The 17,340-nt window shown below is 64.0% G+C and carries 16 protein-coding genes; 1 reads left to right on the top strand and 15 read right to left on the bottom strand.

Going from position 1 to position 17,340, the window contains the following annotated elements:
* Positions 1–3 precede the first annotated feature (3 nt).
* The 4 genes from M1D78_RS08255 to M1D78_RS08270 all read right to left on the bottom strand — a co-directional run bounded on the left by M1D78_RS08255 (position 4) and on the right by M1D78_RS08270 (position 4,469).
* The gene (locus M1D78_RS08255; protein ID WP_437419706.1) at positions 4–1,197 is read right to left on the bottom strand and encodes an acetyl-CoA C-acyltransferase; all 1,194 of its coding nucleotides are present in this window, start codon (positions 1,195–1,197) and stop codon (positions 4–6) included.
* A gap of 19 nt (positions 1,198–1,216) precedes the next feature.
* Positions 1,217–1,987 (bottom strand): crotonase/enoyl-CoA hydratase family protein, encoded by a 771-nt coding sequence (locus M1D78_RS08260; RefSeq protein ID WP_437419705.1) that lies wholly within the window; start codon positions 1,985–1,987, stop codon positions 1,217–1,219.
* Positions 1,984–3,633 carry a (2,3-dihydroxybenzoyl)adenylate synthase gene (locus tag M1D78_RS08265; RefSeq protein WP_437419704.1) on the bottom strand — a complete coding sequence of 550 codons (1,650 nt, stop codon included), beginning with the start codon at positions 3,631–3,633 and terminating at the stop codon, positions 1,984–1,986. The genes M1D78_RS08260 and M1D78_RS08265 overlap by 4 nt, the downstream gene beginning before the upstream one ends.
* A 71-nt stretch (positions 3,634–3,704) precedes the next feature.
* On the bottom strand, positions 3,705–4,469 hold the full coding sequence (locus M1D78_RS08270; protein WP_437419703.1) for an SDR family NAD(P)-dependent oxidoreductase: 765 nt from the start codon (positions 4,467–4,469) through the stop codon (positions 3,705–3,707).
* A gap of 136 nt (positions 4,470–4,605) precedes the next feature.
* Here M1D78_RS08270 and M1D78_RS08275 point away from each other — a divergent pair, with 136 nt between their 5' ends.
* Positions 4,606–5,226 (top strand): TetR/AcrR family transcriptional regulator, encoded by a 621-nt coding sequence (locus tag M1D78_RS08275; RefSeq protein WP_437419702.1) that lies wholly within the window; start codon positions 4,606–4,608, stop codon positions 5,224–5,226.
* Between the two features lie 22 nt (positions 5,227–5,248).
* On the opposite strand, the gene M1D78_RS08280 is transcribed toward M1D78_RS08275, so the two are convergent.
* The 11 genes from M1D78_RS08280 to M1D78_RS08330 form a co-directional block, all read right to left on the bottom strand.
* Positions 5,249–6,541, bottom strand: coding sequence for an MFS transporter (locus M1D78_RS08280; RefSeq protein WP_437419701.1), 1,293 nt, complete (start codon positions 6,539–6,541; stop codon positions 5,249–5,251).
* Between the two features lie 147 nt (positions 6,542–6,688).
* The gene (locus M1D78_RS08285) at positions 6,689–7,486 is read right to left on the bottom strand and encodes an enoyl-CoA hydratase-related protein (protein WP_437419700.1); all 798 of its coding nucleotides are present in this window, start codon (positions 7,484–7,486) and stop codon (positions 6,689–6,691) included.
* A 2-nt stretch (positions 7,487–7,488) separates the two neighbouring features.
* On the bottom strand, positions 7,489–8,328 hold the full coding sequence (locus tag M1D78_RS08290) for an amidohydrolase family protein (RefSeq protein ID WP_437419699.1): 840 nt from the start codon (positions 8,326–8,328) through the stop codon (positions 7,489–7,491).
* A 279-nt stretch (positions 8,329–8,607) separates the two neighbouring features.
* On the bottom strand, positions 8,608–9,186 hold the full coding sequence (locus M1D78_RS08295) for an ANTAR domain-containing response regulator (protein ID WP_437419698.1): 579 nt from the start codon (positions 9,184–9,186) through the stop codon (positions 8,608–8,610).
* A gap of 10 nt (positions 9,187–9,196) precedes the next feature.
* Positions 9,197–10,420: a CmpA/NrtA family ABC transporter substrate-binding protein gene (locus M1D78_RS08300; RefSeq protein ID WP_437419697.1), complete on the bottom strand. Its 1,224-nt coding sequence runs from the start codon at positions 10,418–10,420 to the stop codon at positions 9,197–9,199.
* A 113-nt stretch (positions 10,421–10,533) separates the two neighbouring features.
* Positions 10,534–12,156, bottom strand: a complete 1,623-nt coding sequence (locus M1D78_RS08305) for a BatD family protein (protein WP_437419696.1) — start codon at positions 12,154–12,156, stop codon at positions 10,534–10,536.
* Positions 12,153–13,889: a VWA domain-containing protein gene (locus M1D78_RS08310; RefSeq protein ID WP_437419695.1), complete on the bottom strand. Its 1,737-nt coding sequence runs from the start codon at positions 13,887–13,889 to the stop codon at positions 12,153–12,155. The genes M1D78_RS08305 and M1D78_RS08310 overlap by 4 nt, the downstream gene beginning before the upstream one ends.
* Positions 13,886–14,893, bottom strand: a complete 1,008-nt coding sequence (locus M1D78_RS08315; RefSeq protein ID WP_437419694.1) for a vWA domain-containing protein — start codon at positions 14,891–14,893, stop codon at positions 13,886–13,888. The genes M1D78_RS08310 and M1D78_RS08315 overlap by 4 nt, the downstream gene beginning before the upstream one ends.
* A complete protein-coding gene (locus M1D78_RS08320) occupies positions 14,886–15,380 on the bottom strand; it encodes a DUF4381 domain-containing protein (protein WP_437419693.1) in 495 nt (164 codons plus the stop codon). The genes M1D78_RS08315 and M1D78_RS08320 overlap by 8 nt, the downstream gene beginning before the upstream one ends.
* Positions 15,377–16,360, bottom strand: coding sequence for a DUF58 domain-containing protein (locus M1D78_RS08325; RefSeq protein ID WP_437419692.1), 984 nt, complete (start codon positions 16,358–16,360; stop codon positions 15,377–15,379). Before M1D78_RS08325 ends, M1D78_RS08320 begins: the two co-directional genes overlap by 4 nt.
* The gene (locus M1D78_RS08330; RefSeq protein ID WP_437419691.1) at positions 16,360–17,319 is read right to left on the bottom strand and encodes an AAA family ATPase; all 960 of its coding nucleotides are present in this window, start codon (positions 17,317–17,319) and stop codon (positions 16,360–16,362) included. Before M1D78_RS08330 ends, M1D78_RS08325 begins: the two co-directional genes overlap by 1 nt.
* Positions 17,320–17,340: the final 21 nt, after the last annotated feature.

Raw genomic sequence — 17,340 nt, forward strand, 5'->3', positions numbered from 1 at the left:
CAGCTAGTCATGGCAGACCTCGAACAGCCCGGCCAGGCCCTGGCCGCCACCGACGCACATGGTGACCACCACCAGGCGCGCACCACGACGGCGCCCTTCGAGCAGTGCATGCCCGACCAGCCGCGCCCCCGACATGCCGTAGGGATGGCCCAGCGCGATGGCGCCGCCGTTTACGTTGAGCCGGTCCAGCGGGATGCCGAGCTGGCGCTGGCAATGGAGCACTTGCGAGGCGAAGGCTTCGTTGAGCTCCCACAGGTCGATGTCGCGCACCGAAAGCCCATGCCTGGCCAGCAGCCGAGGGACGGCGAGAACGGGGCCTATGCCCATTTCATCCGGTGCGCAGCCAGCACTGGCCAAACCGCGGAAGAACCCGAGTGGCTTGCGACCATGACGATCCGCCTCCTCGCGGCTCATCAACACGCACGCGGCCACGCCATCGCTTAGCTGGGACGCGTTGCCGGCCGTGACGGTGCGGCCGTCCCCGTCGAGCACCGGCTTCAACCCACGCAATTGCTCCGCGCGGGTGTCGGGGCGGTTGCATTCGTCTCGGTCCAGTCGTATGGATTCCTGCCGGCATTCGTACTGGGATTTGTCCAAGACCTGCTTGACCGTCTCGATCGGCACGATTTCGTCGTCGAACAAGCCGTCGCGCTGTGCCTGTGCGGTGCGCCGCTGGCTGCTCAGTGCGTAGTCGTCCTGGTCGGCGCGGCTGATGCCATAACGCTGCGCCACGACTTCGGCCGTTTCCAGCATGCTGATATAGGCGTCGGGGCGATGCTCCAGCAGCCATGGATCGCGGCCATGGAATTCATTGGTGTGTTCGTTCTGCACCAGGCTGATCGACTCGCCACCGGCGGCGAGCATCGTCGGTGTGCCATCGACAATGATCCGCTGCGCTGCCGCTGCGATGGCTTGCAGCCCTGAGCCGCAATGTCGGCTGACCGTCACGGCCGCAACGCTGTCTGGCAGACCGGCCCGCAGCAGCGCGATGCGGGCGACGTTCTTGCCTTGGGTGCCTTCAGGGCGTCCGCAGCCCATGATGACCTCTTCTATGCTTTCCCCAACCAGCCCGGCTCGCGCCAGTGCGGCCTGGAATACCGGCGCGGCGAGACTGGGCATGGGCGTGATGTTGAACGCCCCCCGGTAGGCTTTTGCGATGGGCGTTCGCGCATAGGAAACGATGCAGGCTTCGTTCATTTCGGCATTTCTCCTGGCATCAAAGCGACTGCATGATCGCCCTGTGGTCCTCGGTGTGATGGGAAAGGGCCTGGTAGGCCGCGGACAGTTCGAGGATCGGCTCAAGGCGTTGATGCTGACTTTCGCGCAGCAGCGTCTTGGTCAGGCGCAAGGCGTGTCCGGGGTTGGCAGCGATGCGTTCGGCCAGCGCTTGCGCCGTCTGCATCAGCGCGTCCGGCTCGACGACCTGCGAGACCAGCCCGTAGTCCAGGGCCGTCGCCGCATCGATCGCATCCCCGGTGAAGGCCAGTTCATAGGCGCGCGACAGGTTGTCCAGTGCCCGTGGCAGCAGCCAGGCGCCGCCGTCGCCGGGGATGATCCCAAGCTTGACGAAGCTTTCGGCAAACCGCGCGCGGGTCGAAGCGATGCGCATGTCGCACATCAGCGCCAGGTCGCAACCGGCGCCGATGGCAGGGCCGTTGATTGCAGCAATGGTCGGCACCTCCAGCCGGTACACCGCCAGCGGTATCTGCTGAATGCCGTGGCGATAGCCCTGACGCAGGCGATAGGGATCGCCCGCGAACAGGCCGGCGCGCGCCTTCATGTCCTTGACATTGCCGCCGGCACAGAAGGATTTGCCAGCGCCGGTAAGGACCACCACCTTGACGTCAGCGTCCCGGTTGATGCGGTCGCACACCTCGCCGAACGCCTCGAACTGCGCCTGGCTCGTCAGTGCGTTGTGCTGCTCTGGCGCTTGCATGGTCAGCGTGACCACGGCACCTTGCTGCGCGTACTCGATGAAGGTACTCACGCCGCTTCCTCCTGCAGCTTGGCGGTGACCCGCTCGACCAGGTCCTTCTTCGAGACTTTGCCGAAGGTCGAAAGCGGAAAGCTGTCGACCACTTCCAGGCGCTCGGGCAGTTTGAAACGGGCGATTTCCTCAGCCTGGAGGAATTCCACCAGCTCCAATAGCGCCAGGCTGCGACCGGGCTTGAGAATGACGAACGCGCACATCTTCTCGCCCAGCACCGGGTCCGGCATGGCGACGCAGGCGACGTTGGTCACCGCCGGATGGCCGAGGATGAGGTTTTCAATCTCTTCGGCAGAGATTTTCTCGCCACCGCGGTTGATCAGGTCCTTCTTGCGTCCCTCGACCACGAAATTGCCCGAGGGCAGGCGCCGCATCATGTCGCCTGAGCGGTAAAAACCTTCCGGGGTGAAAGCGCGGGCGTTGTGCTCGGGGGCGTTAAAGTAACCGCGCAGGGTATAGGGGCCGCGGCAGCACAGCTCGCCCGGCACGCCGTCCGGCACCGGCTGATCGTTATCGTCGAGCAGCAGAACTTCGTCGGCTTCGCATACCGGCCGGCCGACAGACTGGCGCCGCACGTCGAGCGGGTCGTCCAGACGCACGAACATCAGCAGCCCCTCGGCCATGCCGAAGTTTTCCTGCACGGTGCAGTTGCGCAGCACCTTCTCGGTCAGCCCACGTGTTTCGGGTTGCAGGCGTTGGCCGCCGGACTGGATCACACGCACGCTGTCGAGGTTGTACTCGCCGACTTTCGGATCGTTCATCCACATGATCAGCAGCGCCGGCACCACGTGGATGTGGGTGACGCCGAACCGCTCGATCAACGGAAAGACTTCCTCGGCGCGGGTGCTGTTGTGCACCACTACCTTGGCCCCCTTGAGCATGAAGCCCTGCAAGCCGGGGCAGGCCAGCGGCAGATTGTGTGCGATGGGCAGTACATCGAGCAGCACCGAATGCTCGTCGATGCCGGTGTAGCGGGTCGCCAGCGTGGAGTTGCAGATGTAGTCGTTATGGGTGCGCGGGATCATTTTCGGGATGCCCGTGGTGCCACCGGAGAGCAGGAACAGTGCGGGGCTGCACGGGTCGATGCCGGCCTGGATGGCATCGAGCTCGGCAACGTCACGGCGCGGTTCGGCGGCGATCAGCTCACGCAACGAAACGAAGCCCTCGGGCGTGTCGCCGAGGACAATCTTCAGGCGAATGCTGTCGGTGTCGGCCTCCACGCGGTTGACGATATCGATGAAATCGCAGTCCTTGGCCCGGTCCGCGGTGATCGTGGCGGTAGCGCCGGACAGCGCCACGAACTGGCGCAGCTCACGATAGCGATGGGTGTGCAGGGCCAGGATCGGTCGCACGCCAATTTTTTGCAGGGCCAGGTAGACCTGCACGAACTCCAGCACATTGCCCAGCTGCAACACGACGATGTCGCCGGGCTCAAGGCCGGTGTCGAGCAGGTTGAGTGCCAGGCGCGTGGCACTCTGGTCCAGTGCGTGGTAGGTCAGTTCGGTATGGGCATCGCATACGGCGACGCGCTCCGCGTAGCGCTCGCAGACTTCGGCAAGCGTCTGGGCAATGGTTCTGTCTTTCCAGTAGCCCTCGGCGCGATATCGCTGAGCGTAGCTTTCCGGAAACGGCACAAATCCGTCCATCGTCTGAATCCTCGATGTTGTCGTTGTTGTTCAAGGCATTCGAAGCGGGGCTTCGAGGGGCGCGGGCGCGCTCAGGTGGTCTTGGCGAAGCCGCCGTCGATAACGATCGTTTCGCCGGTCACGAAGTGCATGTGCTCGATGAGAGTGAGCACGACTTCGGCGACATCTTCCATGGTCACGCAGCGCTGCAGCGGGGTGGCGCGGGCACGGCGGGTCATGAGCTTGTCGTAGTTGTCCTGAAGCATCCACTTCATCCAGTCGCCTTCCATCCAGCCGGGGGCGATGGCATTGACCCGCACTTTTGGCCCCAGCGCATTGGCCAGCGTCTGGGTCATGCTGATCACCGCAGCCTTGGAGGCCGAGTAGGGCAACGGCTGCGCGCCGGGCCGCATGCCGACGATCGACGCGGTGTTGACCATGCAAGGCTTCTCGGCTTCGAGCAGCAGCTCGCGCGTGTGCTTGGCCACGAGGAACAGGCCACGGACGTTGACCGAAAACACCCGATCCCAGTCATTCACATCGATTTCGTGAAAGCGCTTGGGCGGAGTGTCGATGGAGACGCCTGCGTTGCTGCATACCACGTCCAGGCGGCTGTAGTGCTGTTTGATGGTCTCCATCATCGCTATGACGCTTGCCTCGTCGGACACATCGCACTTGACCAGCAGCGTCCGCGCGCCGGCCGCCTCGCATGCAGCGACCGTGGCCTGTGCCGATTCGGCGTTGCGACTGTAGTTGACGATCACGTCGTAGCCCGCTTTTGCCAGCGTGACAGCCACCGTCGACCCGATCCCAGAAGCCGAGCCCGTGACCAGGGCAACCTTGTTATTCTTGTCCATGTTCAACTCCGGTTTTTGTTTATAAGTGAACATGTTCAGTTTTAGGTGTGATACAAGTGGTTGTCAACGTCCGCTCGCCAAAGATTTCCCGCGAAACGCTGTGCTGAGCTGCAACCTTTTGATAGGAAAGAATTAAATGCTTAACGAAAAGCCGCCGATGAACCTGCGCGAGCGCAACAAACTGGACAAATTCCTGCGTATCCGCGCCGCGGCCCGCAAGCTATTTACCGAAAACGGCTTCGAGCCGACCACCACACGGCAGATCGCCCAGGAAGCTGACGTGGGGCTCTCCACGCTGTTCCTCTACGCGACTGACAAGCGCGACCTGCTGTTCATGGTGGTCAATGACGACCTCGCGGAGCTGACGGACAGGGCGTTTTCCGGCTGCGATCCAACGTCCGGTCTGCTGGATAACCTGAAGCTGGCGCTGCGCCAATTCTTCGAGTTCTACGGGCAGGACAAGGTGCTGTCGCGCGACGTTACCCGCGAGATCACCTTCTATACGACCGGCATGCAAAGCGAGCGCTTTCAGGCGACACGCGCGAAGACCATCGAGTGCATAGCCGAACTGGTAAAGCAAGCACGCGAGCGGGGAGAGGTGACCGCGGGCGAAGATGACGCCTTTATCGCTAAGACGATCTTCTATCTGCTGGCCGCGGAGATCCGGATGTGGCTGGCCGACGCATCTGTAAACCCTGAAGACGGGCTGAATGAGCTAATGAAGCGCCTGCATTTGCTCATGCACGGCCTGGTTTGAGGCCGCGCACGAGCAGGTTGCGTCAGGAAGGCAGTGCGGAGCTGGCCTGGCCTTGCGCGGCCGTGGGCGATTCGGGCTGCGACAGGTCGGGGTAGCGGCCTACGCAGCAGATCAGCACGCAGGCGGCGAGCATGCAGCCAACGAACAGCAGGAGCACCAGGTCGTAGCTGCCGAGCAAGGTCTGCCCCGTCCCCATAAGCAGCGGGCCTAGCGCAGTGCCGACACAGAAGATAGCGAAGAGGTAGCCGTAGACTTCGCCGAATGCCTTCAGGCCGAAGTAGCGGGAGGCCAGATAGGCAATCAGGTCGACTTCGGCACCGACACCCAGCCCGATCAGCGCGGCGCAGAGCACCGCCTCGCCACCGGTGGCACCGCCGTAGAGCAACAGGATGCCAATCACCGGGCCGCTGAAGAAAAACAATGTCACGAAGGGGGCGAACAGGTAGTCGAGCAGAAAGCCTGCAGCGACGCGCCCGACAATAAGGGCCATACCGATCACGGCTGCGGTCTGCGCGGCATCCTGCGGGCTGACGCCTCGGTCGGTCAGCATCGGCACGAAATGGACTGAGCACCCATTGATGGCCAGCGCCGCGAGAAAAAACGAGACAGCAATCAGCCAGAAGTTTTTGGTGCGCATCGACTGGCGACTGCTGAGGCCGGCGACGACGCGTTGTTTCCCGGAGATTGGCTGGTCGTTGTCCGCGTGCAGGCCCATGTCTGCCGGACAATTACGCAGTTTCAACGCAACGATCAGCATGCCGACCAGCACTACCGCACCGATGACGGCAAATCCCCCACGCCAGCCGATCGCACCTACGGCGTGTTGCGCGACGATAGGCATGAAGGCTGCGCCAAGCCCGATACCGGCCATGCTCAGACCCAGCGCGAGGCCACGTCGACGAATGAACCAATGACTGATGGCTTTGGCGTAAGCAGTCGGTGTGCCACCGGCAGACAAAATGCCGATGCAGCAGAACCATAGGTAGAAAACCACCAGGTTTGCAGGCAGGAACGCCAGGCTCGCTACACCGAGGCCAAACAGTATCAGCGCCGGAATCGTTACCTGGCGTGCCCCGTAACGGTCGACCAGTCGGCCAACCCAGGGTGTAAAAAAAGCAGCAGAAAGAATCGAGACGGTCAGCGCCAAAGAGATCTGCGAGCGGGTCCAGCCGAATTCGGCGCCCAGTGGCTTCATGAAAATGCCGAAGGTAAAGACCAGGACCGGACCCTGGCTGACGATCATGCCGACGACGGAGGCGCAGACCACCCACCATCCGTAGAACCAGCCTCGATTGGAGCGTTGTGACGTGTTCATGAGTAGCACCTGTGATTGTTTTTATTCAGGTAGCAGCACCGTCGCGCTGCCATGCGAACAGCGATCTTTTTCTTTTCGGTCAAGCAATCGGGGCGATGCGGGTCGCCGGTCAACAATCGTGGAATTGCCTACCGGCGCCCCGATCACTCATTGGCCAAGCCAGCGCGGCGGCCGTTTCTGTGCGAAGGCGCGCGGGCCTTCCACGCTGTCCTGACTCCTTTGGCGAATGGTCTCCGCTTCATACTGCCGTGCCATGGCTTCACGCAGGGGCAGGTCCAGCCCCTGCATTGCGCACGCCTTGGTCGAGCGAACCGCGAGCGGCGCACAGGCGAGAATGTCGTCTACCCATGCGGCGACCGCATCGTCCAGCTCGGCTGAGGGCACTACCTGGTTGATCAGACCCAACTCGTAGCCGCGCTGAGCGGTCATGGAACGCCCGGTCAAGAGGAAGCCCATGGCCGCTTTCAAGCCGATCTGCCGTGGCAGACGGTGCACGCCGCCCGCGGTTGCAATCAGACCACGCTTCGGCTCGGGTAGGGCCAGTTCGGCATGCTCGACTGCAACAATGATGTCGCAGGCCAATGCCAACTCCAGGCCGCCGCCGTAGGCGGACCCATTGAGCCGCGCCACCAGCGGCTTGGAGAAATCGAAGCGATCGGTCAGGCGTGTGGTGCTGCGCCAAAGCTGTGCCTCTTCTTCCTTCTGTTCGTCAGTGGCCTCGGTCATGGCGGCGAGTTGCTTGAGATCCCGACCTGCGCTGAAGGCTTGCTCGCCGGCACCGGTCAAGACACCCGCCCATAACGCCGAGTCGTTTTCCAGCTCATCCAGCGCCAGGCTGAGCTGGTGATACGTGCTCGGCGCCAGCGCATTACGCACCTCGGGCCGGTTGATGCAGATATGCAACACATGCCCGCGGCGCTCGGTGGTGACCTGCAGCGTGCTCACGGTTACAGTCCCAAGACGCGTTCGGCGTTCTTGTGGAAGAACAGCTCGAGCATTTCGTCCGAGTAGCCCAGCTCGCTCCACTCGCGGAACAGCCGCTCGTGAGGGATGCTCGGGTAGTCGCTGCCGAACATGACCTTGTGCTTGAGCCGCCCGCGGATATCGCGCTTGAGCGCTTCGGGCAGATATTTCGGTGCCCATCCGGACATCTCCCAAAACACGTTGCCCTTGTGCAGAGCGCACACAGTGGTTTCGTCGATCCAAGGATAACCGGGATGGGCCATGACGATAGTCATGTCGGGAAAGTCCGCAGCCAGCGTATCGATGGAGGAGGGGTGTGCATGTCGAGTCTTGGCGCCCATGCCGCCTGGCATCCCTGCGCCCATGCCGGTCATGCCAACGTCGATCATCACCGGCACCTTCATCGCACTGATCTCTTCCCAGAGCGGGTAGTAGCGCTGATCGTCGACGCTGAAGTGCTGCATGATCGGATGGAAATGAAAGCCGAGCATGTCAAGGTCGCGAATGGCGTGCTTGGCCTCGTCAATCGCCATCTGGCCCATGGCAGGTTCCACCGCGCCCCAGGCCTGGATGATGCAGTCGTGACGATCCCGCATTCCGGCCACGTAGTCGTTGTCGCACGGCACCGTGTTGATGGTGGTGCGAAGGTCCAGCGCAACCAGCACGGCTTCGATGCCGGCTGCCTGAAATTCGCGAACTACGTCTTCCTCGGTCTTGGCTGACCAGTCGCGGTTCCAGTATTCCGCAAGGGCCTTGACATAAGGTCCCTGACAATCAATCCAGCGCTGAGTGTTGGGGTAGCAATGCAGGTCGATACGGCGCATGTGACACGTCCTTTATTGTTGTTGATCATTTATGAACATGTTCGTTATAGGTCGATACGGTGGGTGTGTCAATGCTGCCTATCTACAAGCGCAAAAAGGGTGTGCCTCGTTGAAGCAACTGGGCAGGAGCAGCTAGCAGTTATCTAACTGACTGATTTGCGACGGGTCAGCAGCCAGGTCAGAGCGACAACCGCGCATGGGACAGCCACGTGGTCACTGCGACGGCCGGAACACATAGGGTCTACTGCCCACCGGACGGTGGCCAGGGTAGTTCGAGTGCTACTGCCCCAGCAGATCATTCATCGCGATGATCTGTTCGGCCACCTGGATCAGTTTCTGTTGGCGGCTCATGGCCTGGCGGCGCATGAGGGTGTAGGCCTCTTCCTCGTTGCAGCTGCGCATTTTCATCAGCATGCCTTTGGCCAGCTCGATGCGCTTGCGTTCGAGCAGTTGTTGGTCACGTGCGTGGAGTTGGGCGCGGATGGCCTGGTCGCTTTCGAAGCGAGCCATGGCGACCTCAAGGATGGGTTTGAGGCGCTGGGCCTGGATGCCTTCGACAATGTAGGCGCTGACCCCTGCGCGGATCGCCTGGCGCATGGCGTCGGGATTACTGTCATCAGTAAACATGACGATGGGTCGGGGCTGGTCGCGGCTGACCATGACGACCTGTTCCATTACGTCGCGGCCGGGCGAGTCGGTATCGATCAGCACTACGTCCGGGCGGATGGCTTCGACGCGCTCGGGCAGGTCAATGGTCAGGCCGGACTCCTCTATGACTTCGAAGCCGGCTTCGATGAGGGCGGCGCGCAAGCGGCCGACCTTGCGTGGAGTGTCGTCGATCAAGAGGACGCGGAGCATGGCGATCTCCCTAGCAAGGCTCTGGGTAGGCGAGGTGGTCGGCCAGTGCATGCAGGGCGAAGCTGCGCGCATAGCCGGCTGGATCGCTGCCATCCCAGCGGCTGCCATCCATTAGCACCGCGCTGCGCATTGCCGAGGCGGGTACGGCGATGTCCAACGCTGACGCGGCATCCCTATACAGGCTTGTCTGTTGAACGCGCTGGGCGATTGCGAGGTAGTCGGGATCTTCGCGAAGCAAACCCCAGCGGCGAAGCTGAGTCATGAACCAGAGGCCGTCGGAGTGGTAGGGCATGTTCACTTCGCCGTTGCCGAAGAAGCGCAGCGGGTGCTTGTCCAGCCACGCATGGCCAAGCCCATCCTCGTATTGACCGAGGAAGCGCGGTTCGATGGCCGAAAGGGGCGCGTCGACATACTCGTGCCCGGCGATGAGCTGGGCAGTGCTGCGGCGGTTTTCCTGGCTCTCGTCGATGAAACGGCTGGCTTCTAGGATCGCCATGACCAGCGCGCGTGCAGTGTTGGGGTACTGCTCGACGAAGGCGCGGGTGCAGCCGAGCACTTTTTCTGGGTGGTCTGGCCAGATCGACTGGCTGGTTGCCAGCGTAAAGCCCATGTCTTCCTGAATCGCCTGCGCTCCCCAGGGCTCTCCCGCGCAGAAGCCGTCGATTCGTCGTGCACGCAGGTGGGCGACCATCTGCGACGGCGGCACCACGAGGGTGCGTACGTCCTTGAGCGGGTGGATGCCGTACGCGGCAAGCCAGTAGTAGAGCCAGAGCGCGTGGGTGCCAGTGGGAAAGGTCTGGGCGAGGGTCAGCTTTGCACCACTCTGGCGCACGCAAGTGCCGAGCGCCTCGGGATCGGTCACGCCAGCAGCCTTGAGCGTGCTGGAGAGGCTGATGCTCTGCCCGTTCTGGGCTAGGCCCATGAGCACGGCCATGTCTACCGGTGCGCTGCCACCGATGCCCAGATGCACGGCGTAAATCAATCCGTACAGGCCGTGGGCCGCATCCAGTTCGCCCTCGATCAGCTTGTCCCGGATGTTCGACCAGGAGCTTTGCCGCTGCAGATTCAGAGTCAGGCCGTAAGGTTGGGCGAAGCCCTGGGTCGCGGCGACAATCAGTGAGGCGGCGTCGGTAAGCGCCATGAAGCCGAGGTTGACGACGTGCTTTTCAGGCGCGTCGCTGCCAGCGACCCACGCATACGGGTCGGGCCGGGGAGCGAAGGGTAGATCGGTCATGGATGCGCTGCCTTGTCATGCGGCGCGCGGGCTGTAAGGCCAGACGCGCGCTTGCTGAGAATATGGCTGGCAAAGCAAGCCACATGCCAAGGCTTGGAAGGATGCAGGTGGGCTCAGCGGGGATATAGCGGAGGAAGCGGGGTGGCGTCCTGCTCGGTTTCGCCCGCTTGCCGGGGCGGCAGGTTCTTGATGGCCAGCCACAGCGCCTCGCCCTGCCAGCGCTGGCCGGTCTCGCTGTAGAGCGCGCCATTGAGGCCATCGAGCGCGTCGGACAGCGGCACGAAGCGGGCCGCCATATCGGCAAGCGTCTCAGGCTGCTGACGAGCCCAGGCATCCAGTGCGTGGCGAGTCGCCTGGGTGTCATTGGCGAGGCAGGCGCGCTTGAGGTCTTCGAGCAGCGAGCGCGGGGTCGGCCCAACCTGGACGTTGCGGGCCACGGCCGGTTGACGGCGCGCATGTAGCCAGAGCCCGAAGCCGAGCAGGGTGGTCAGCAAGAGCAGCGCGCTGCTCAGTTGCCAGGGCCAAAGCAGGGCCTGCCGTGTGGGTTCGGTCGCCTGCGAGACGTCGATGTCCGGCTGCTGCAGGTCGGGATTGTCGGCGACGAGCAATGGCCGAGCCGGTAGGGTGGTGCGCTCCAGGCGATCCTCCCGGGTGTTCCACCAGACCAGCTCGACTGTCGGCAGCTCGAAATCACCTGCGCGGGTGGCGACGAGGGCTTCGCGTTGCTCGCGGCTACCGGTGATGCCCGCTGCACCAATCTCATTGTTGAGGCTGGGCTGGTCGGGGTAACCGCGCAGGCCGGCAACCTTGGGTATGTCGATCGGCGGCAGTTGGGAGGCGGAAAGCCCCTCGGCCTTGAGCAAGAGGCTACGGGTCAGAGCCTCGCCAAGCTGGGCGTCGGCGGGCTCAGGGCTCCAGGCTTCGACCAGCGTCAGGTTGCTGGCCGGCAACCAGGGTGCATCCGCTGGGTATTCGGCCGGTTTGGGTTTGACCTGAAGCGGTATGGTCGGCGACTTGACCTGCGTCGAGCGGCCGAAGCGTGAGCCAAAATAGTCGCCGGTGGCGGGGGCGACGGTGGTCGCGCTGAACAGTTGTGCCGGAATGGTCAGCTCACCGCTTTTTTGTGGGAAGAGTGCATAGCGCACCTCGATCACACCGTGGCGGATGCCGTTGATGTCCTTTTCGTAGGTTCTGGGCTCACCCAGACGCTCGACCAGCGCATCGGGCATCTGCAACGGCGAGAGGGTGCTGTCGTCGTAGAGCGAGACGGAATGGTAGATCCTCAGTGTCAGCACGACCTGGGCCTGCACATAGACGCTGTCCTGGTCGAGGCTGGCATCGATAAAGATTGGGGCGAGCTGGCTGCTGTCATCATCGCCCGGTTCGCTGACATGCAAGGTAATGGGTTCGCTGCGCCAGTCGCCCAGTTGTAACGGCGGGATGATCACGTAGCCGGCCTGGCGCGGTTGCAATGTGACCTGCCACTGAGTGACCGCACGTGCTTCGCCGCTGCTGCCGGACAGCTGGTTCGATTGCCGCGTGCCGAATACCTTGAACAGTGCGTGCAACGGCTGCAGGTCCGGCTTGCCGAATACGGTCGCGTCGCTGGACTCGAGGGTCAGTTCGACTGTCTCGTCAAGGCTGAGCTGGGTGCGGTCGACTCGCGCGCTCAGACCGGTCGCCTGGCCCGGCAGGCTGAGCAGCAGGAGGACTGCCAAGAGGGTTGCACGGATCATCGAGCCAGCTCCTGGCGCTTACGTTGTTCGTAGAGGAATTTGCGGCGCAGCAGCTCGCCGGGATTGTCGGGAATCTTGCGTAGCCACTGGTTCATGGCCTGGTCCTCTTCGGGGCTCAACGGCGGCGCTTCGCCCTGCGCCAACGCCTGCTCATCGCCTGCTTGCGAAGTCTCGGTGGCTTGCGACTCGGCCTGCTCGGGCTGCAATGGCTGCTGCGCCTGTTCCTCGGCTGCCGCGCCGCTCGGATTGCGTTCATTGGGTTGGCGCGGCGGTGTGGATTGCCCCGCTTGGCGTTCGTCGTCCTGGGGTCTGTCGTCGGCGTCAGTCTCGCTCGACGAGGCATCCTCGCTTGTGTCTGCCTGCGACGCCTGGCTGCGCTCGTGCAACGCTTGCTCGACGAGGGCGCGGTTGCGGCGGGCCGATTCGAGCCCCGGGTCTTGCTCGAGGGCCTGGTCGTAGGCTTCGATGGCCGCTTCCAATTGATCATCGCCCGCTAACGCATTGCCGCGGTTGTAGTGATCTGCCGCGGTGTCGCCATGCGTGAAACTCTCCACGGCACCGGAATAGTCACCGGCCTGGTAACGCGCAAAGCCCTGCCAGCGCGGGTTCTCGAAGCGTTCCGCCGCTTCGGCCGCGCGCTGCGACTGGAGCAGCCGTTCGCCTTGCTGATCCGGCCTGAGCCACAGGTCCTGCAGCGTCACGGCGTAGCCCGGTTGAGGCAGCCAGACGAGCAGCGCCAGGCCGAACAACCAGCCACGGCGCCCGGCGCAGGCGGCGAGCAGCAGCACCGGGACCAGCAGCCAATGGCCCTGGTCCAGCCAGGCGCTCAGCTGCACGCTGTCCTCACGGGCGCTCAGGTTGCCCTGGCTGTCGAGCAGGCCGAGGCCGCGCAGGTCTTCGTCATCGAGACGCGACTGCTGATAGCGCCCACCGATGCTGCTGGCGAAGCGACGGATGCCGGGGCTGTCCAGCCGCGGGATTAGAATGGCGCCGCGTTCGTCCTTGATAAAGCTGCCGTCCTCGCGAGCGATGGGCGCGCCCTGTTCGGTGCCGATGCCTAGGATCATCAGCCGCAGAGGACTGTCTTCCAGCTGTTCTTCAATGCCGGCGCGCTCCTGTTCGGCCAAGCTGCTGCCAATCAGCAGCAGGCGCCCACGACCGTTAGCGCCTCGCTCCAGCAGCTCGATGCCTTGGGCGACGGCCAGGTCCGCCCGATGGCCAGGCTCGGGCATCAGGTCAGGCTCGAGGGCATCGAGCAGGTTGCGTGCGGTGGCCACGTCGTTGCTCAGCGGCACCAGCGTGTGTGCGCTGCCGGCGTAGACGACGATGGCCGTCTGCGCGTCCTGGCGGACCTGCAGGAGGTCGACGACCTTGCGCTTGGCCGCTTCCAGGCGGGTCGGACTGACGTCGGAGGCCAGCATGGTCGGGGTCAGGTCGAGCAGAATGACCAGCGGATCGAGCCGCGACATGCCGGGTTGCTCGGCTTTTTGCCAACTCGGCCCGAGCAGCGCGAGGCAGGTCAGCAGCCAGGCGCTGCCGAGAATAAGCCAGGGCAGGCGGCTATTACGCAGCTTGCCGCGTGTCAGCAAGGCGGCATGGAAATGCGGCGGCAACAGGCGTTGCCAGCGGCCGATGCGGCGCTGCCGGTGCCATAGGCGCCACAGCAGCCAGGCCAATCCCGGTAGGGCGAGCAGCCAGTACGGCCGCATCAGGTGGGGAAGCCATTCGCTCATGGGCGTTGGCCTCCAGCCGGGTTCCACAAGGGCCAGAGCCGACGCACCACCAGCGCGACGCTCAGCAGCAGCGCAGCGGCGAGTGGCCATGCGTAGAGAGTGTCGGCGAGGCGGGCCTGGGCGGGCTGCTGAGCCGCGGGCTCGATGCGGTCGAGGGTGGCGCCTATGGCGCGTAGTTCCTCAGAGGAACGGGCGCGAAAATACTCCCCGCCGGTGATGTCGGCGACGGAGCGCAGGGTGGTTTCGTCCAGGTCGCCGCCGGGGTTGAAACCAAAGCGGTCGATCACGCCACCGGGTTCGATGTCGGCGCCGATGCCCAGCGTGTGCACTCGCACCTGCTCGCTGGCAGCCATGCGCGCCGCAAGCAGCGGTTCGACTTCGCCGCCGTTGTTGGCGCCGTCCGTGATGAGAATGAGCACACGGCTGTTGGCGGGGCGCTCACGCAGGCGCTTGACGCCAAGCCCAATGGCATCGCCAATTGCCGTATTGTTGCCGGCGATGCCAATCACGGCCTCGTCGAGCCAGGTGCGAACGGTCTGCCGGTCGAAGGTCAGGGGGGCTTGCAGATAGGCTTGGCTGCCAAAGAGGATCAACCCGACGCGGTCTCCATTGCGCTCGGTGATGAAGTCGCCGATCAATCGCTTGACCAGATCCAGACGGCTAATTTCCTCGCCTTCCCACAGCATGTCGGGGAAATCCATCGAGCCGGAAACGTCGACCGCCAGCAGCAGGTCGCGACCTGTGGTCGGTAGGGGCAGCGGCTCGCCCAGCCATTGCGGACGCGCCGCGGCGCTCAGCAGCAACAGCCAGACGAGCAGGTAGGGCAGTTGCAGGCGCCACCCGGGCAGCGATGCTTGGGCGCGGCGCCCGGACAAGGCTTCCAGCTCACCGAGGAAGCTGACTTTGAGCGCCGCGTCGCCGCTGTCCGCGGCGGGCAGTAGCCAGCGCAGCAGCCACGGCAGCGGCATGAGCAGGAAAACCCACGGCCATGCCAGCTCAAACATGTTTGCGAATCCAGATCTGCACCGCTTGCTCCAGCCCTTCGATGGCTTTGTCGTCCAGCCGGCACTCGGCGCGGTAGAGCCCTTCGACCAGCACCATCCAACGCGTCAGGCCGGCGGAGGGGCAGCGGCTGTCGAGAAAGGCCAGCCAGGCTCGGCCGCTCAGCGTATGGGGGCTGTCGTCCGGGTAGCGGATGCGGCAGAGGCGCTTTAGCAATCCGTTGAGTTGTTGCAACCACTGGTTGGCCGGCTGGCCGTCGTAGGGTTTGCGAAGTTGGGCCAGTTCGTCGAGCGCGATCTGGCGTTGCGGGTCGAGCGGGGTGCCGGGTGCCGCCTGGGGCGTGCGGACCAGGCGGCGCCAGGGGCGGGTGCGTACCAGGAGAAGGAGCGTCAACGCGAAGGCGGCGAGAAACCACCAGCCAGGCGCCGGCGGCCAGGCGCTCACCGGTGCGGGCTGAATCAGCGGGTCCAGCTGTGCGACGAGGCTCATCGGGATGCACCTGGGAGCTGCACGCTCAAGTGTTCGCGCAGTTGCTCGATCAGCTCGCGATGCGCATCCAGAGGCATCAGCGGCAGGCGCAGGCGGTCAGCCAGGCGCTGCCAGCGCGCACGTCTTTCTTCGCCCTGGTCTCGGTAGGCCTGACGCAGGGCCGCGTCATGGGTGTCGAGCTCCAGTCGGGCACCGGCCTGGGCAAAACGCAGCAGGCCGGCTGCCGGCAGGGCACGGTCCAGGGGATCGAATACGGGAATCAGGAGCAGGTCGACATGGCGGGCCAAAAGGGCCAATTGCTGCTCGGCGGCGTCGCCGAGGGTGCGCTCGTCGCAAACGATGACGGCCAGGCTCCCGGGGCGCAGCACCTCGCGTGCGCGGCGCAGCGCCATGCCAAACGCATCCGGGTAGTGGAACGCGTCGGCTTCCAGCCGAGCGTTGGCGCGGGCCAGGCGGTCAAGCAGCTGGAGCAGGCTCTGCTTGCTGCGGCGCGGCTTGATCTCGTGGTGATCGCCCTGGCCGAATACCAGGCCGCCGACACGATCGTTGTGGCTCAGAGCCGCCCAACCGACCAGGCTCGCGGCCTGCGCGGCCAGCACTGATTTGAAGGCCAGGCCGCTGCCGAAAAACAGTCGGCTGCTCTGTTCAACGAGCAGGTAAATCGGCCGCTCGCGCTCCTCATGAAAGAGCTTGGTATGGGGTTCCTGCGTGCGGGCGGTGACGCGCCAATCAATGGTGCGGACATCGTCTCCGGCCTGGTAAATACGCACTTGATCGAAGTCGACGCCACGACCGCGCAACTTGGAATGGTGCAGGCCGACCAGCGGGCTGCGGCGATGTGGCGTGGAGAACAGCGGTACTTCCCGAATGCGATGGCGGATGTCGATCAGTTCGGCGAGCGTAATGCGAATGCCGGATGGGCTTCCCGCATCCAAGCCGTTGCTGCTCCGGCCCGCCTGGGCCGAGGGTGCCGGTTGCATCAGGCCACCGCGACCACGTCGAGAATGCGTTGCAGCACGCGATCCTGGTCGATTCCGGCGGCTTCCGCCTCGAATGACAGAATCAGGCGATGGCGCAGTACGTCGAAGAACATGGCCTGGATGTCTTCCGGGCTGACGAAGTCCCGACCCGCCAGCCAGGCATGCGCACGGGCGCAGCGATCCAGCGAAATCGAGCCGCGCGGGCTCGCGCCGTAGGCAATCCAGCTGGCCAGCTCGGCATCGAATTTGGCCGGGGTGCGGGTCGCCATGACCAGTTGCACCAGGTATTCCTCCACCGCATCGGCCATGTAGAGCCCGAGGATTTCCTTGCGCGCGGCGAAGATCGCTTGTTGCGACACCCGGTGCTCGGGCGGCGTTTCGCCGTTGATGGCTTCGCCCCGTGCCTGTTGCAGGATGCGCCGCTCCACGGAGGCGTCCGGGAAGCCGAGCTTGACGTGCAGAAGGAAGCGGTCGAGCTGCGCTTCCGGTAAGGGATAGGTGCCTTCCTGCTCGATGGGGTTCTGCGTCGCCATGACGAGAAACAGTGGCGACAGGTCATAGGTGCTGCGCCCGACGCTGACCTGCCGCTCGGCCATCGCCTCGAGCAGCGCGGACTGCACCTTGGCTGGCGCGCGGTTGATTTCATCGGCCAGCACGAGGTTGTGGAAGATCGGCCCCTGTTGGAACACAAAGCTCCCGGTTTCGGGGCGATAGATCTCGGTGCCGGTGATGTCGGCGGGCAAAAGGTCCGGCGTGAATTGGATACGATGGAACTCTGCCTCTAGCCCACCTGCCAATTCCTTGATAGCGCGCGTCTTGGCCAGGCCCGGTGCGCCTTCGACGAGCAGATGGCCGTCGGCGAGCAGTGCGATCAGCAGGCGCTCGACCAGCCGTTCCTGGCCGAAAATTTGGGAGGAAAGGAACTGTCGCAGGGCGACCAATGCGTCACGGTGATCCATCGCTGAGCTCTTCTTGAGGGG

It is taken from the genome of Pseudomonas sp. SA195, from assembly GCF_054131565.1.

Excerpts from the sequence above, each read along its gene's own strand:
- M1D78_RS08290 (WP_437419699.1), bottom strand. The coding sequence starts at position 8,328 with ATGCGCCGTATCGACCTGCATTGCTACCCCAACACTCAGCGCTGGATT.
- M1D78_RS08270 (WP_437419703.1), bottom strand. The coding sequence starts at position 4,469 with ATGGACAAGAATAACAAGGTTGCCCTGGTCACGGGCTCGGCTTCTGGG.
- M1D78_RS08265 (WP_437419704.1), bottom strand. The coding sequence starts at position 3,633 with ATGGACGGATTTGTGCCGTTTCCGGAAAGCTACGCTCAGCGATATCGC.
- M1D78_RS08320 (WP_437419693.1), bottom strand. The coding sequence starts at position 15,380 with ATGAGCCTCGTCGCACAGCTGGACCCGCTGATTCAGCCCGCACCGGTG.
- M1D78_RS08300 (WP_437419697.1), bottom strand. The coding sequence starts at position 10,420 with ATGACCGATCTACCCTTCGCTCCCCGGCCCGACCCGTATGCGTGGGTC.
- M1D78_RS08295 (WP_437419698.1), bottom strand. The coding sequence starts at position 9,186 with ATGCTCCGCGTCCTCTTGATCGACGACACTCCACGCAAGGTCGGCCGC.
- M1D78_RS08255 (WP_437419706.1), bottom strand. The coding sequence starts at position 1,197 with ATGAACGAAGCCTGCATCGTTTCCTATGCGCGAACGCCCATCGCAAAA.
- M1D78_RS08315 (WP_437419694.1), bottom strand. The coding sequence starts at position 14,893 with ATGTTTGAGCTGGCATGGCCGTGGGTTTTCCTGCTCATGCCGCTGCCG.
- M1D78_RS08305 (WP_437419696.1), bottom strand. The coding sequence starts at position 12,156 with ATGATCCGTGCAACCCTCTTGGCAGTCCTCCTGCTGCTCAGCCTGCCG.
- M1D78_RS08275 (WP_437419702.1), top strand. The coding sequence starts at position 4,606 with ATGCTTAACGAAAAGCCGCCGATGAACCTGCGCGAGCGCAACAAACTG.
- M1D78_RS08330 (WP_437419691.1), bottom strand. The coding sequence starts at position 17,319 with ATGGATCACCGTGACGCATTGGTCGCCCTGCGACAGTTCCTTTCCTCC.
- M1D78_RS08325 (WP_437419692.1), bottom strand. The coding sequence starts at position 16,360 with ATGCAACCGGCACCCTCGGCCCAGGCGGGCCGGAGCAGCAACGGCTTG.
- M1D78_RS08310 (WP_437419695.1), bottom strand. The coding sequence starts at position 13,889 with ATGAGCGAATGGCTTCCCCACCTGATGCGGCCGTACTGGCTGCTCGCC.
- M1D78_RS08280 (WP_437419701.1), bottom strand. The coding sequence starts at position 6,541 with ATGAACACGTCACAACGCTCCAATCGAGGCTGGTTCTACGGATGGTGG.